This window comes from Humibacillus xanthopallidus (genome assembly GCF_006717145.1).
Taxonomy (GTDB): Bacteria; Actinomycetota; Actinomycetes; order Actinomycetales; family Dermatophilaceae; genus Humibacillus; species Humibacillus xanthopallidus.
The window spans coordinates 888813-902866 of the sequence record NZ_VFQF01000003.1 but is presented as its reverse complement, the minus strand read 5'-3'; the positions used below and the strand labels follow the sequence as shown (position 1 = coordinate 902866).

The following is a 14054-nucleotide window of genomic DNA, read 5'->3' as shown; positions in this document are numbered from 1 at the left end:
GCCTTCCTGCGGGACGGGAGGCTGGCCTTCCTGACTCAAGGAAGGAGTTGCCCGCATGAGCGGTGAGGGTGTGGAAGGTCCCGACGGGCGGCGGGTGTCTGTCGAGGAGGCGTTGAGGGAGTTCGGCGACTTCCTGACCGTTGGCAAGGCGGTGGCGGTGTCCACGAGGGAGTGCTACCTGCGTCACGTTCGGACGTTCCTGTCCGAACTGGCGAACCGGCCGGGTGTCGTTGACCTGCAGGCCGTTTCGGCAGTGCGCGTGAGGTCGTATGTGACGGATCGTGCTGACCGGTACGCGCCTGAGTCGTTGAAGCTGATCGCTACCGCGGTCAGGTCGTTCCTGAGGTTCGCGTGGATGTCCGGATGGACGGACAGTGACCTGACCGGCGCCGTCGGGACGGTGGTGACCCACCGGTCGGGCAAGTTGCCCGAGGCGCTTACTGCCGAGCAGCTGCGGCGGTTGCTGGCCAGCCCGGATCGCCGGACGCTCACGGGCGTTCGGGACTACGCGCTGCTGTTGCTGCTGTCCCGGCTGGGGCTGCGCGCGGGTGAGGCCGCCGGGTTGCGACTGGACGACATCGATTGGCACGCGGGGACCTTCACCGCGACGGTCAAGGGCGGGGGCAGGCTGACCCTGCCGATCCCGCACGACGTCGGCCAAGCCCTCGTCGACTACCTGCAGCGGCGCGCGACGACTGTCGGGTACCGCGAGGTGTTCCTGCAGGTCCGCGGCGAGCCCAAGCCGATGACCAGGTGCGCGGTGACCGAGGTCGTGTCCCGGCATGCCGCTGCCGCAGGACTGGGGACGGTACACGCCCACCGGCTGCGCCACTCCGCGGCCCGCGCCGTGCTTGCCGCGGGCGGCACGCTGGTCGAGGTCGGTGAGCTGCTCGGCCACAGCACCGCCCAGGTCACCATGACCTACGCGTCGTTCGACCTGAACTCGTTGGCGGTGCTGGCCCGGCCGTGGCCGACGGAGACCGGCGATGACTGACGACCTGACCGTTCTGGTCGGCGAGTACATGGCCTTCCGCGCGGCGCGGGGGTTCCAGCCGAACCCGAAGGTCGAACACCTGCTCACCCAGTTCGTCGCCTCCCTGCCCCCATCCGCCGCCGACCGAGGCGAGGGCCGGTTGTTCACGAACGGTCAGGCCCTGACGTGGTCACACGCGCCGGTCGGAGGGTCCCCGGGGTGGCTCTCAGACCGGCTGTCCGCCGTCCGGCAGTTCGCGACTTTCCTGGCTGGGTCCGGCCTGCCGGTCGACGTGCCGGCCGTCCGTCAAGGAGTCGGCGGGTCCCGGCGCGCGACGCCATACCTGTACACCGGCGCGGACATCCGAGCGCTGATGACGGCCGCCGATGACCTGTTCACGCCGCTCAAGGCGGCCACCTTGAAGACCTTGACCGGGCTGCTGGCGGTCACGGGGATGCGGATCGGGGAGGCGCTCCGGCTCACCATTGGCGAGCTCAACCTGGACGAGGGGATCATCGTCATCACGCAGGCCAAGTACGGCCGGCAACGCGTCGTCCTGCTCGAGGAGACCTCCCGTCAAGCGATCACCGGCTACCTGCACCTGCCGGTGCGCCACCGGCTCGGGACCGCGCCGGACCGACCAGTCTTCGTCACGTTCAAGGGCAGCGCCCTGGCCTACCGGACCGCGCAGGGCGCCTTCCACCAGATGACCCAGCGCGTCGCCCTGCCACCACGGGCTGGGGCCCGGCCACGCCAGCACGACCTGCGCCACGCGTTCGCGACCCAGTCCATGATCGACGCGTACCGACAAGGACGCGACCCCGCCAGGACGCTGGCCCTGTTGTCGGTCTGGCTCGGGCACGCCAACCCGGCGGACACCTACTGGTACCTGCAAGCGGCGCCCGAGGTCGCAGCCCTCGCGGCCCTACGGCTCGAGCCCGGCCTCGACGATCACGAGCTCGAAAGCGAGGAGCCGTGATGGCCGTCACGACTCTGCTCGCGCCGGTGCTGCACGAGTACTTCACCGCGTACCTGATCACCCAGCGCGCCATGAGCGATGCGACGATCCGCACCTACCGCGACACGTGGCGGCTCTTCCTGCGTTACCTGGCCGAGGCCCGTCACGTGCCCGCTCACCAGCTCGCTGTCACCGACGTCGACGCCGCTTCAGTGCTCGCGTTCCTTGAGTACCTGGAAACCTCGCGGGGCAACAGCGCGGCGACCAGGAACCTGCGGCTGGCCGCGATCAAGTCCGTGATGGCGTTCCACGCCACCAGGTCGCCCGAGCATTTGGACGCCGCCGCCCGGATCCACGCCATCCCGGTCAAGAAGAAACCCAAGCCGCAGCCGACGTTCCTGACCAACCTCGAGGCCCAGGCGCTGCTGGACGCGATCGGCACCGACACCTGGACCGGTCGAAGGGACCGGGCGATGTTCACCCTCGCCGCGCAAACCGGGCTGCGGCTCAGCGAGCTCACCGGACTGCGCACCGTCAGCCTCCACCTCGGCGCCGGCCCCCATGTCGCCTGCACCGGCAAGGGCCGCAAGAGGCGCACCACACCACTGACAACAGCGACCGCCGCCGTGCTGACCGGGTACCTCCACGAACGGCAGGCACGTCCAGGTGACGCGCTCTTCCCGACGACACAGGGCCGAGCACTGTCGCCTGACGCGGTGCAGCAACGACTCTCGCTATACGTGGCCAAAGCCCATGCCAGCTGTCCCGAACTGGCCGGCAAGCACGTCACGGTCCACACTCTGCGGCACACGGCGGCCATGCGATTCCTCGAGGCAGGGATCGATGCCGCCGTCATCGCCCTGTGGCTCGGTCATGAGTCCATCGCGACGACAAGCATGTACCTGCACGCCGACCTGAACATCAAACGGGCCGCGCTCGAACGCACTCGGCATCCCGACATACCCGCAGGCGAGTACCACCCGGACGACCCGCTGCTCGCCTGGCTCAAGAGCCTGTGATTATGCCGATGACCACAACTCGGCCACGGCCGCCACCAACGATCCTGAGCCCTCTGTCGGCATAACCCCGACATCGGCATAACCCTTGAGCCCGACCAGCGAGCGGGCCCGGGCCAGGGACGCCTCGTCGAGGCTCCGGGCGCCGCGTGCGGTCTTGACGAACCGCGGGGTGCGGGCGCTCTTCTGCCCGTCGATGACCGCCCGGGCCCGGTTCTCCTGCAGGGTCAGGGTCTTGCCGTCGCGGACCGCCCGCTTCTGGGAGTAGGCCCACACCGCCCGCCACGAGCCGGAATGCGCGGTTGGGTCCCACACCGGCTCGGCCCGCAGCCGCGGGTTGTTCTCGCTCTTGTGCCCGGTCTTGGAGGTGATCGTGTCGATGAGCTGCCCGTCGGTGAACGCGTCGCCGTGCCAACGGAAGTGGCTGGCGAGGTCGATCGGGGCCTTCGTGACGCGGGAGCCGACGATGAACCGCAGGTTCGCCTCGTCGAGCTCGCGCAGGTTGCTCGCGGACAGCATTCCCGCGTCGGCGACCACGACCATGTCGGCCAGCCGGTGGCGGGCCTGGAACTGCCGGATGATCGGGATGATCGTGGCCGTCTCGGCGCGATTGCCCTCGAAGCAGCCGATCTCGAGCGGGAACCCGCCACGGTCGACCAGCAGGCCGACGACGACTTGCGGGTCGACCCGGCGCTCCTTCGAGTAGCCGACCTTGCGCAGGTCGTCCTCCTCCTCCGCCTCGAAGTAGAGCGTCGTGACGTCGTATAGAACGAGGGAGATGTCGCCGCTGGCGCTGGCGTGAGCGAAGCACGCCGCGGCGACCTGGTCGCGGTAGTTGCCGATCCCGGCTCGGGCGAGGGTGCGTTTCATCGTCGCGTAGCTCGCCGGCGCCCGGCCCAGGTCATTCAGCACCCGTCCGGAGTCGAGCAGCGAGGTCGACTCGACGACCCGGGCGAGCACCAGGTCGCGGAACACCGCGTCCCCGAGCGCGTCGAACCCCAGGTCCGTGAAAACCGTTGTGAGAGCGTCGAACAGGACCCGCGAGTCGGTGCCCACGACCCGACCCGGGCCGTCACGGCCGACCACCGACGGGGGCTCCTGCCCTGCCGTGAACAGGGCGGGCTCTCCGGCCGGCGCGGCCAGCCCCTGCACCGAGGCGTTGAAGGAGTGCGAGCCCAAAGCGCTGCGCTACCGGCTGCTGCACGTGCCCGCCCGGCTCACCCGCGGCGGCCGAGCCCGCCGGCTCCGGATCCCACAAACCTGCCCTGGGCCAAGCAGATCGCGGCCACCTTCAAGCGGATCACGGCGATCCCGGCACCGACCTGAGTGATCGACCCCGACCCCCGACCCTCGACCACAGCACGTCCCGGAGACCCGCACCGCAGCGCCACGCGGCACTCCCGCACGCCTCCCGCCCGGTCACCACGCAACGAGCCCCCACCACCCACCTCGCGACAAGCCCACCGCCCATGAATGACCGGGGCTAACAGCGCCGACGCGTCGGCGATGCCCTGCTCACTGGCGACTGATCCCCTCTACGCTTGAGGAGGTGTCACCGAGCGGGCAAGGTACACGAGGGTCCCCGAACTTCGCGGAAGTGGGTGGTCTACCCGGGGAATCAACGACCCGCTCGGTGTGATGAACAGGCCACAATCACTATTGATGGATCCCAATGCAACGCTTGAAGACACGGCCCACGACAGCTCGCGGCAGAGCCTGCTCAAGCGTGATCGCCAAGTGACCGCGGGTCAGAGCACCGCCGAGGGCAACGCCTCCACACTCCCTCGCTGGTTGCGAGTGAGCTTGATCGGCGTACTGGTGGTCTTTGTGGCGATACGCGTGGTGGAGCCCTTACGCGACCCCGACAGCTTCTGGCACATCGCGGCGGGCGCTCGTCTGGCGCACACATGGGACTTCGTGACGACGGACCCATGGAGCGCCTCGAGCACCCAGCCCTGGATCCTCAACCAGTGGCTTCCCGAGCTCGCCATGAGCGCTGCCTATCGACTTGGCGGCTATGCGGCTGTGGTGTGGCTCTTCATCATCGCCAGCGTCGGCGTCCTGCTCGTGGTGTGGGCGACATGTCGCGCACGGTCATCGATGCTGACGGCGGCGGTGATCACGATGGCCGCCTTCTTCGCCCTCTCGGCGAGCCTGTCACCCCGACCGCAGCTGGCGAGCTTCGCGCTCGCTGCGGTGACCACCCACGCTTGGCTTCGATCGATCGACGACCACCGGCCCCGATGGTGGCTCATCCCTCTGACGTGGCTCTGGGCATGCTCCCACGGCCTGTGGTTCCTCTCCGCCGGCATCGGCAGTGCCGCTGTGCTCGGGCTCTGGGCTGGGCGGGGGGTCAGGGGGCGAGACCTGACCCGCCTAGCGCTCGTCGTCCTGGGCAGCTTGTCCGTGGGGGCGTTGACACCCGTCGGCCCCCGGCTGCTGGCCTCACCCTTTCAAGTCCACGAGGTCACGCAGTTCATCACTGAGTGGCAGCCTCCCGCACGCACGGACCCTCATCTCCTAGTCACCCTGGCTCTGTTGGTCCTCGCGACGGTGGGAGCGTGGAGGCCGCCGCGGTCGCGCCGATGGGCGCACCTGCTGTTGTGCCTCATGGCGCTCGCCCTTGCCCTGACCTACGTGCGAACCATCGGTCTAGCAGCCGTGATTGCCGCACCCATGGCAGCCGGGGCGCTGCACGGCCTGACCGGCATGGCCAGGGAGCGAGTAGCACGCACCGAGATCCTGGTCACGACTGGCTTAGTTCTGCTCGCGCTCGGAGTGGCCGGGCTGACGGCTGCGGTGCGGGCACAGGACTCAGGGCTGGGCCCGGAGGCGATGGGGCCCGCTCTCTCGAAGCTTCCCGGGGGCACAGTGGTCTGCAACGACCTGCTGTACGGCGGCTGGCTCATCCTCGAGCACCCGGACCTGCGACCTACGATGGACAGTCGTTTCGAGATCTACTCGGTCGATCAGATCGAGGCCTATCGAGACTTCATCTCGGGCGGCAGCAACTGGAGACAGTATGTCGCCAGCACGGGCTGCGCTTACGCACTTCTCAAGGCTGACTCGCCTGCGCTGCAAGTGGTCTCAGGGGCCGGATGGCGAACTGAGGCCACCACGAAGGACTTGGTGCTTATGGCCCGCAGCTGACCCCATTTCCCGGGGGCAAATCAAAGGTTTCCCCCACTAAAGGCCTCCACCATTCGAATAACTCCGGGCCCGATGATGACGATGATGAGCGCCGGGAAGATGCACAGCAGCATGGGGAAGAGAATCTTGATCGTCACCTTCTGGGCGCGCTCCTCCGCCTTCTGCTTCCGCTCGAGCCGGAAGGCAGCGGTCTGTTCACGCAGCACGGCGCCGATGGGGAGGCCGAGCCGGTCTGCCTGGACGAGGGCCGATGTGAAGTTCCGCACCTCTGGGGTCGCGATGCGGTCGCCGAGGGCCGCGAAGGCCTCTCCTCGCGACTTGCCGATCTGGATCTCGGAGAGAACTCGCGCGAACTCTCCGGCGATGGGGCCGTCGATGTTTCGCGAGACCTGCACAAGTGCCGCGTCGAAGCCCTGCCCCGCCTCCACGCAGACAGTGAGCATATCCAGCGCCTCCGCGAGTCCTTTGGCCGTTTCCTCTTGTCGTCGTAGAGCGGCGTTGTAGAGCAGCAAGTCGGGCAGGAAGAAGAAGGCGGTGCCCAGTACGGCTGCGTAGAACAGTCCCTTGAGCGACAGCCCGCCGAAGACGATGCCGAGGAGCAGCCCGATGAGCAGGGCTGCGCCCTTGGTGCCCATGACACGCTCCACCGTCCACGGAGATGGGTTGCCGGCTCGATCGAGGCCACGGGCCAGACGTTCGCCCACGTCCCTGGGAGACAGCGCAAAGGCCAGGCGACGGGTTCTGTTGAGGATCGGCGCAACCAGCCGATCGCTCGCCGGAAGCTCAGTTCGCACGACCGAGCGGTCACCGACCGACTCGTCGATCAGGGAAAGTGACTTGGCGACGCCGGTCGGCCCACTCGAACTGGCGAAGAGAAGCAGCACCGCTGCCAGGAGTCCAAGAGCTATCAGCATCGCCGCGACATAGATGACATTCATGGCTTCACACCTCGATCTTCACGACTCGGCGCATCCAGAAGATCCCGATCACCATCAAGATACCCACGCCGATGAGCATGACCAGTCCGAGCGTGCGCGTCCAAAGGAGGCTCACGTACTCGTAGTTCACCAGCGTCATGTAGAAGAACATCGCGATGGGAAGCGCAATGAGGATGTAGGCGGAGAGACGGCCCTCGGCGGACAGCGTGGACACGAGGCGCCGTAAGGAATCCCGGTCCCGCAGGGTCTTCGAGGTGGTGGTCAGGGTATCGGCGAGGTTTCCGCCCACGTCGCGTTGGATACGGATGGCCATGACCGTCCAACGCATCGCCACGCTTCCCATACGATCCGCCATGTGTTCGAGCGCGTCAGAGACGTCGGTGCCGATACGCGTCTCCGCAAGGGCGCGAGAGAACTCCTTTGCCGCCGGCTCCGCGGCGTCGCGCGCCACCGCGTCGAGCGCCTGGGGGAGCCCAAAGCCGCTCCGGAGACTCGTAGCGACGAGCGTGAGGACATCCGGCAGCACACGCTCGAACTTCTTCGCCCGTCGACTGGCCATCGACCGCAGAACAACTCGCGGTATGAGGAGCCCAAGGAGTGCGCCGATCACGATCGCAATGAGGAGCCCGAGCCCCGAGGCATCCCGCATGAGGACGAAGGCGAGCGCGACGCAGACGATGGTTGAGACACCCTGCAGGATGAACCACTCTCCCGCCCGGAAGGGGAGGTCCGCACGCTCGATGAGCGCCATTGTTCCCTTGGTGGAGGTGCGCCGCTTCATCACCTGGTCGCCGAAGGCCACCAGCTGCTCCGTGATTGGCGTTGACCGAGGCTGGCGGTCTGCTCGCGATCGGCGACTGCCCACCACGTAGCTCTCGATGGAGGCGACCCGGGCCTCACGCCTCGTCTGAAGTGTGGGGACCATCATCGTCGCAGTCACGGTGAAGAGCGCCAAGGCAACGAGTGCCGCGGCTACCCAGATGAGCCACGGTTGCACCTTCTCGAGTGGCAACGGACCACCCGGGGGCAACGCCACGGCGGCCGCACCAGAGTCGGTCGGGGTCGGCTTAGGGGTGGGAGTGGCCGCGGCAGCTGCCGTCACGGTCCGAGCGAAGTTGAAGTTCGTCCCTCCGGCCGTGCCGGACAGGGCGAGCTCGTGGGCCCCGGCCAGCTTGCTGTCCGACTGGACAGTGAACTGCACCTGCGAGTCCAGCGCCTTGGCGGACTGCTGGAACGCTGCTGCGACCGCTGCGGTGTCACCCGCAGGTACGAGAGAACCACCATTCGCCTTAGTGAAGGCGCGCAGGGATGTGACGGCGTCCGGGTCCGTGGTCTTGAACTGGACCACGTCGGTTCGCACCCCGGCGTTCTTCAAGGCCGCAGTGGTCTTGGCCAATGCCGCATCCCGGTTGTTGGCCACCGTGTCGGCTCCGTCGCTGAGCAGGACGATGCTGCGATCGCCCTTCTTCCCCAAGGCCTTGACGGCGCTCTGCATGCCCGCATACAGGCTGGTGTTGCCACGAGCCTCCAAACCGTCGACGACACGCTGAACTGCGGCCCTGTCAGCCGTAGGGGCCAGGTCGACTCCGGCCGTGTCTGCGAAGGTCGCCACCCCGACGAGGACGTCATCGGGAACGGACTTGAGGTACTGCGCCATCGCCGTGCGGACCGTCTGCATTCCCGACGTCCCCATGGAGCCGCTGGTGTCGATGACGATCATTGCGCGCCGTTCGAGCTTGGGCGCCTGCTTGATCGAGACGGGCGCGGCCTTGCCGTCAATGGTCGCCTTGAGCGAGCCGGGGTCGACAAGCGTCGGAGACTTGCTGCGCAGAGTCAGTACACCCGTGACACCACTCTCGTTGGCGGTGACATCGCTCATGCCGATCGTCACCGGCTCGTCCGCATACGCCATCAGCGGAGCCCCCCCGAAGAGGAGCAGGCCCGCAACCAGCCCGATTGCGACGATAAGGCGTTTCAAGTTCACAGGTATGTCCGTGCGAAGAGCGAGTTCGGCAGCTCTACACCCAGATCAGCAAGGTCCTGCGAGAACTTGGGGCGGATGCCGGTCGGCACCAGACCTCCGCGGAAGCGCCCGGTGTCGTCGCGGCCCGCGGAGTAGTCGAACGTATATATGTCCTGAAGAGTGACGACGTCCGTCTCCATCCCGACGACCTCAGTCACGGCGACGATGCGACGTGTCCCGTCTTTGAGTCGCGACTGCTGGATGATCAGATCCAGTGCACCGGACACCTGCTCACGGATCGCGCGTACCGGCAGCTCGATCCCGGCCATGAGCACCATGGTCTCCAGGCGCGACAGGCTGTCGCGAGGGCTGTTGGCGTGGATGGTCGTCAGGGATCCGTCGTGACCGGTGTTCATTGCCTGGAGCATGTCGAGTGCGGCACCGTCGCGGACCTCACCGACGATGATCCGATCGGGCCGCATGCGCAGGCTGTTTCTGACGAGCTCGCGAATCGAGATCGCCCCGCGTCCCTCGATGTTTGCAGGCCTCGCCTCGAGACGAAGAACGTGCTCTTGGTGAAGCTGGAGCTCGGCAGCGTCCTCAATCGTGATGATGCGCTCGTCGTGCGGCAGAAAGGCGCTGAGCACGTTGAGCGATGTCGTTTTGCCCGAACCTGTGCCTCCCGAGATGATGATGTTGCGACGCCCTAGGACACACGCTCTGAAGAAGTCGCGTACCTGCGTTGACATCGTGCCGAAGCTGATGAGGTCGCGGTCAGTGAAGGGATCTGCCGCGAACTTTCGGATAGTGAGTATCGCCCCGTCGAGCGCGATGGGAGCGACGACCGCGTTCACGCGTGAACCATCAGGCAGTCGGGCATCCACCAATGGGCTCGACTCGTCGATCCTGCGGCCAACCCGGGAGACGATCTTGTCGATCGTTCGACGCAGATGGGCCTCGTCCGAGAATCGGGCGTCCACAGGGAAGATCCGGCCATCGCGCTCGATAAAGATGCTGTCAGCGCCGTTGACCATGATCTCAGTGACCTCTGCGTCGCGAAGGTACGGCTCGAGCGGCCCGTGACCCAAGATGTCGTCGGAGACGTCCTGCGCGATCTTCGACCGGTCCGCATGCGACAGCGGGGTCTGCTCCGCCTCGATCACCTGTTGCAGGGTCGCGCGCACCTGGCCGGCGAGCTCGGCCTCTGACAGGTGCGGGTCGTAGAGACGCGGTCCCAGCGACTCCAGCAGTGCCTGGTGCACGCGCTCCTTGACGCCCGCAAAGGGGTCGCCGCCTCTGCGGCGGGCGGCCCCGGACTCGGACCCATTGCGAACTGCGACCGGGCCCTGGCCAAAGGTTGCCTGCTGCTGCCGCGCCTGCTCCAGCCGGTCGGCCAGGTTGCTCATCGCTTGCTCCTCAGCAGACCAAAGCTGCGCTTGGCACCATTCGGCAAGGTCTCCCCGAAGCGCTGGCGGATCTGGATGTCGGCGAGCTCCCTGATCGCGACAGCAACGGGGCCTCGAGCGTCGTCGAGCACGATGGGCACGCCCCGGTTGATCGATGAGGGGACGCTGAGGCTGTTGGGCACGCTGGCCGCGATCGACTCCTTGAGGGCCGACTCAACATCGTCGGGCTTGAGCCCAACCTTGGTGTCCGCTCGGTTGAGCACGATGCATCGCGCGTCCTTGGCCTCGCCCAGCGTGTCGAGAGTGTTGATGGCAATGCGCAAATTCTTGATCGCAGGAATGTCCAAGGTCGCGATGAGAACGGTGAGGTCGCTGAGATCGAAGGCCGCGAGCACGTGCTCCGTGAAGGACGGGGGAGTGTCGACGAGAACGTAGTCGTAAGCCGTTCGCGCCATTCGCAACAGCTCCACGACGACGTGCGAGGGAACGCGGTCCGCGTCCGCTGGATCGGGTGGCGCGGCAATCACATGGAGTCCGCTGCTCTCGTGCGTAGTAACGACGGAAGCAATGCCTTGTACGTCGAGGTGTCCGCTCATCGCAACGACGTCTCGGACCGAGCTGTGAGGGGTGAGCTGCAGGCTGATCGCCACATCACCGAACATGAGGTCCAGGTCAACCAGAAGTGTCCTTGCCCCGGTGGAGGCCAGGTACGCGGCGAGGTTGGTAGACAGGGTCGTCTTTCCGACACCCCCCTTGGCCGAGAAGATGGTGATCACCTTCCCGTCACGACCAGCCGCGGCCGGGTTGTGACCGGCCAGCTGCACCGTCAGCGCTTCACTTCGACGGACGGCATCGGCCAAGGCTGGCAGGTCATCGGCCTGAACCACCTCCCGGACGCCACTGCGAAGGGCCTGGGCCAAGGCGTTCACGTCCAGGCGGTGTCGCAGGAGGATCACACCCAGCTCTGGACGGTCGACCCTCTCCTGCTCGGCGAGGTCACAGGCCGACTCCAGTGGGATATCGGGACCGATGACGACTAGCGTGTGCGAGCCGTCCTCGCCCAACGCGCGACTGATTCGAGGGCCGGCTTGAATCTGTTCGACACCACTCCCCAACGCGAACGCGTACGTCTCAAGGGCCCCCGGGTCGTGGTCCCATAGGATCGTCATGACCCGCCCACCACGGAGTTCAGGTCGGTGACCTGCTGGTTCTTGTCAATCTTCACGTCAGAGCCGCGGAGCCCGGCGTAGAGCTTGCGGTTGTTGACGCCGTGGACCAACACAGGGGCATCACCGGGTGCCACGGCGACCGTGACGAGGAAGCTCGCTGCCTGCGTCTCCGGGGTTGTTCCATCGGTCTTGGTGGGTGCGGCCAAAGGAGTCTCCCCCATGCCGATGACGAGCAGGTCGGGCAGCAGGACGCTGGTCCCGTTGATGTCGTTCTCGTTGATGAGCTTGGCCTCAGGCGTGTCTCGAAGATCCTTGATCTTGTACGACTGGTAGATCGCGATGTGCGAACCGGGCGTGACGAACTTCCCCACCCTCGCAGGGTCGCTCAACTCGACGGACATTGCCAGCATTCCGGAGGGCACCTCGATCGCCTTGGCACCGACCGGGGTCGATCCAAACCTCGCAGACAGGAGTATCTCGCCAGGCTGGATGTCAGAGAGCGCGAGGAGGTTGTTGTTGTCGGCGTCGATGGTCGTCAAGGCCCCCGCAGGCACGGCAGAGGCCGCAACCTGGGTCTGCCCGATGAGGTCCGTGCGCTGCGCGTCCTTGAGCGATGTACCTGCAGGGACCAGCTTCTTTGAGACCCACACCTGCGTGGGCTGCGCGGCCGCTATGGCTCGCTGGTCAGCACTCTGCGCATACATGATGACGAGAACTGCGCCACCGACGGCCAAGACGATGGCCACGAGAATGGCGAGAATGCGTCGATTCATCAACAAGTTCTTTCTTGTTATCCGGCCGGAAGGACGGTGAATGCCCCGAAGTCGTTTCCAGGGCTAGGCGGGGCAATCGAGGTCGCGTCTAGAGAACCCTTCACGTACCAACCGGAGAGACAGCGAACCGAGCCAGTACACGGAAGGGAACCCGTCCGGACGCTGACGCGTTCGGACGCAGGGCCGCCACCGACCTTGTAGCCGCTGAGGTAGAAGTTGGCCCAACCCGCAATATGGTAGTAGGCCTTCGCTCCACCCGCTCCTGGACCACCTAGACACGCACCCGGACCAGTCGGTGGCGGCCCGGTGGGCACAGACATAGATTGAAGTATGCAGTCATAGACTGGAATCTGGATGACCTTGCCGTAGAGCGACGAAAGAGCACTCTCGCATGCGTTCGTAGCATTGTTTCCGTTGAGAATATTCACCCAATTGTCAGTCGTTATGTCCGCAACACAAGTAGATGGCGCCGTCGGGCTGACATATCCAAATCCTCCAGGGGTATCTTTGCCATTTACCTGACAGAAGTCGTCTGGATTTGGCGGCGTCGGTGGATTCGGAATGGCCAGATTTATGACTATCTCCTGCGAAGCACTAGGCATTGGAGGCTGACCCGATCCTCCATACCCAGGAAACGCGCCTACAGGGAGACTGTTCACGTAGGAGGTGCCACCATTCGTCATGGTGTTCCACTCGCAACTCGAGATCGTTATTGAGACGGAGCCGGTGCGCACGCCTGGCGGCCCCCATGCCGCTCGAGCGCAGGCCGACACCGTCATGGGAGAACCCGGTCCACCCACGAGCGCTTGAGAGAAGGCCGGGGGCAGAACAGTGGAGCCGTTGTGTTCGGTTTGAGTGTAAACCTCCACAAATGGTATCCCCGCTCCCGCGCCCCGCAACCATGCCGGAACAGCAGGGCACTTACTCAATTGACTCGGCACGGCATCGCTTCCCACCGATTCACAGGTAGGCATGTTGGGGAATGACAAGCCTGTGGGCGTGCGAGCACACTGACCTTTGGTCATCGTTGGAGAGACATCTGTCAGTAATTGAGATGCCTGGTCGGCGCCAGCGTTGGCATTGATGAGAGGATTTAGCGATGCCGGCGTAACCAGGGGATCACAGTCGGAGGCTTTCTTGGCACAGATCGACGCCAAACTCAGTGATGCGGCATCGGCACTGTTCTGCAGTTCGCGACGCTCGACCCAGAAGCCTCCAATGTCAACGGTAAGTGCCAACATGCCGATGACGACCCCACCGGCAAGCAGAACCGCGAATAGGGTCGCCACCGCACCCTTGTCACGACGGGCATCCGACGCATACCCGAGTCGCAACCTCACCCACCGCATTTCATCACCGCCTGCGCCGACAACTTTGTTGGGAGTGAACTTCCCGCCCCAAAGAGATTCAGTGCTGGCTTCAAGAGCCGCCACTCCGCGGTAGCTTCAACGAGAACCGTCGCTGAATCGCTTGGTGCAGGCGTTGGGCAAACGGTGGGGTTTGGGACGGTTAGGCCGTTAACTCCGATCGCCGCGGCTGATGCGCGGGCTTGAACGGCCGTAACCGGCGTTCCGGTGATAACGGCGGCACGGGCACCTTCACGAGCAGCGTTCGTTAACTCGATCTTCGTGAAGAACGCGGTGCCGAAATCGACTATTCCGGCGATGATCAGGAATACCAGGGGGAGCAGGATGGCGAACTCCACGGC

At 65.7% G+C, this 14054-nt stretch carries 11 protein-coding genes and 1 pseudogene; 4 read left to right on the top strand and 8 right to left on the bottom strand.

What is annotated here, in order from left to right; all coding sequences use genetic code 11:
• The first annotated feature begins 55 nt into the window (after positions 1-55).
• From FHX52_RS22160 to FHX52_RS22150, 3 genes are read left to right on the top strand one after another with little or no spacing between them, the layout of a single operon-like run.
• A complete protein-coding gene (locus FHX52_RS22160; RefSeq protein ID WP_141824498.1) occupies positions 56-994 on the top strand; it encodes a tyrosine-type recombinase/integrase in 939 nt (312 codons plus the stop codon).
• Positions 987-1952: a tyrosine-type recombinase/integrase gene (locus FHX52_RS22155; RefSeq protein ID WP_141824497.1), complete on the top strand. Its 966-nt coding sequence runs from the start codon at positions 987-989 to the stop codon at positions 1950-1952. Before FHX52_RS22160 ends, FHX52_RS22155 begins: the two co-directional genes overlap by 8 nt.
• Complete coding sequence (locus tag FHX52_RS22150; RefSeq protein WP_141824496.1) at positions 1952-2950, top strand: tyrosine-type recombinase/integrase; 999 nt, start codon at positions 1952-1954, stop codon at positions 2948-2950. Before FHX52_RS22155 ends, FHX52_RS22150 begins: the two co-directional genes overlap by 1 nt.
• 12 nt (positions 2951-2962) lie before the next feature.
• Here the strand turns inward: FHX52_RS22150 and FHX52_RS22145 are convergent.
• Positions 2963-4015 (bottom strand): annotated as a pseudogene (locus FHX52_RS22145) (IS1634 family transposase); the annotation flags it as partial.
• 594 nt (positions 4016-4609) lie between these two features.
• Here FHX52_RS22145 and FHX52_RS22140 point away from each other — a divergent pair.
• On the top strand, positions 4610-6097 hold the full coding sequence (locus FHX52_RS22140; RefSeq protein ID WP_141824495.1) for a hypothetical protein: 1488 nt from the start codon (positions 4610-4612) through the stop codon (positions 6095-6097).
• A gap of 20 nt (positions 6098-6117) precedes the next feature.
• Here the strand turns inward: FHX52_RS22140 and FHX52_RS22135 are convergent, their stop codons facing one another.
• From FHX52_RS22135 to FHX52_RS22105, 7 genes are read right to left on the bottom strand one after another with little or no spacing between them, the layout of a single operon-like run.
• The gene (locus FHX52_RS22135; RefSeq protein WP_141824494.1) at positions 6118-7035 is read right to left on the bottom strand and encodes a type II secretion system F family protein; all 918 of its coding nucleotides are present in this window, start codon (positions 7033-7035) and stop codon (positions 6118-6120) included.
• Between the two features lie 4 nt (positions 7036-7039).
• The gene (locus tag FHX52_RS22130; RefSeq protein WP_246070328.1) at positions 7040-9019 is read right to left on the bottom strand and encodes a type II secretion system F family protein; all 1980 of its coding nucleotides are present in this window, start codon (positions 9017-9019) and stop codon (positions 7040-7042) included.
• A complete protein-coding gene (locus FHX52_RS22125) occupies positions 9016-10404 on the bottom strand; it encodes a TadA family conjugal transfer-associated ATPase (RefSeq protein WP_141824492.1) in 1389 nt (462 codons plus the stop codon). Before FHX52_RS22125 ends, FHX52_RS22130 begins: the two co-directional genes overlap by 4 nt.
• Positions 10401-11573 carry a CpaE/TadZ family protein gene (locus FHX52_RS22120; RefSeq protein ID WP_141824491.1) on the bottom strand — a complete coding sequence of 391 codons (1173 nt, stop codon included), beginning with the start codon at positions 11571-11573 and terminating at the stop codon, positions 10401-10403. Before FHX52_RS22120 ends, FHX52_RS22125 begins: the two co-directional genes overlap by 4 nt.
• Complete coding sequence (gene cpaB / locus FHX52_RS22115) at positions 11570-12346, bottom strand: Flp pilus assembly protein CpaB (RefSeq protein ID WP_141824490.1); 777 nt, start codon at positions 12344-12346, stop codon at positions 11570-11572. The genes FHX52_RS22120 and cpaB overlap by 4 nt, the downstream gene beginning before the upstream one ends.
• 17 nt (positions 12347-12363) lie before the next feature.
• The gene (locus tag FHX52_RS24790) at positions 12364-13695 is read right to left on the bottom strand and encodes a pilus assembly protein TadG-related protein (protein ID WP_141824489.1); all 1332 of its coding nucleotides are present in this window, start codon (positions 13693-13695) and stop codon (positions 12364-12366) included.
• A complete protein-coding gene (locus tag FHX52_RS22105) occupies positions 13683-14051 on the bottom strand; it encodes a TadE family protein (RefSeq protein ID WP_185747430.1) in 369 nt (122 codons plus the stop codon). Before FHX52_RS22105 ends, FHX52_RS24790 begins: the two co-directional genes overlap by 13 nt.
• Positions 14052-14054: the final 3 nt, after the last annotated feature.

Excerpts from the sequence above, each read along its gene's own strand:
- FHX52_RS22135 (WP_141824494.1), bottom strand. The coding sequence starts at position 7,035 with ATGAATGTCATCTATGTCGCGGCGATGCTGATAGCTCTTGGACTCCTG.
- FHX52_RS24790 (WP_141824489.1), bottom strand. The coding sequence starts at position 13,695 with ATGCGGTGGGTGAGGTTGCGACTCGGGTATGCGTCGGATGCCCGTCGT.
- FHX52_RS22140 (WP_141824495.1), top strand. The coding sequence starts at position 4,610 with ATGGATCCCAATGCAACGCTTGAAGACACGGCCCACGACAGCTCGCGG.
- FHX52_RS22155 (WP_141824497.1), top strand. The coding sequence starts at position 987 with ATGACTGACGACCTGACCGTTCTGGTCGGCGAGTACATGGCCTTCCGC.
- FHX52_RS22160 (WP_141824498.1), top strand. The coding sequence starts at position 56 with ATGAGCGGTGAGGGTGTGGAAGGTCCCGACGGGCGGCGGGTGTCTGTC.
- FHX52_RS22125 (WP_141824492.1), bottom strand. The coding sequence starts at position 10,404 with ATGAGCAACCTGGCCGACCGGCTGGAGCAGGCGCGGCAGCAGCAGGCA.
- FHX52_RS22120 (WP_141824491.1), bottom strand. The coding sequence starts at position 11,573 with ATGACGATCCTATGGGACCACGACCCGGGGGCCCTTGAGACGTACGCG.
- FHX52_RS22150 (WP_141824496.1), top strand. The coding sequence starts at position 1,952 with ATGGCCGTCACGACTCTGCTCGCGCCGGTGCTGCACGAGTACTTCACC.
- cpaB (WP_141824490.1), bottom strand. The coding sequence starts at position 12,346 with ATGAATCGACGCATTCTCGCCATTCTCGTGGCCATCGTCTTGGCCGTC.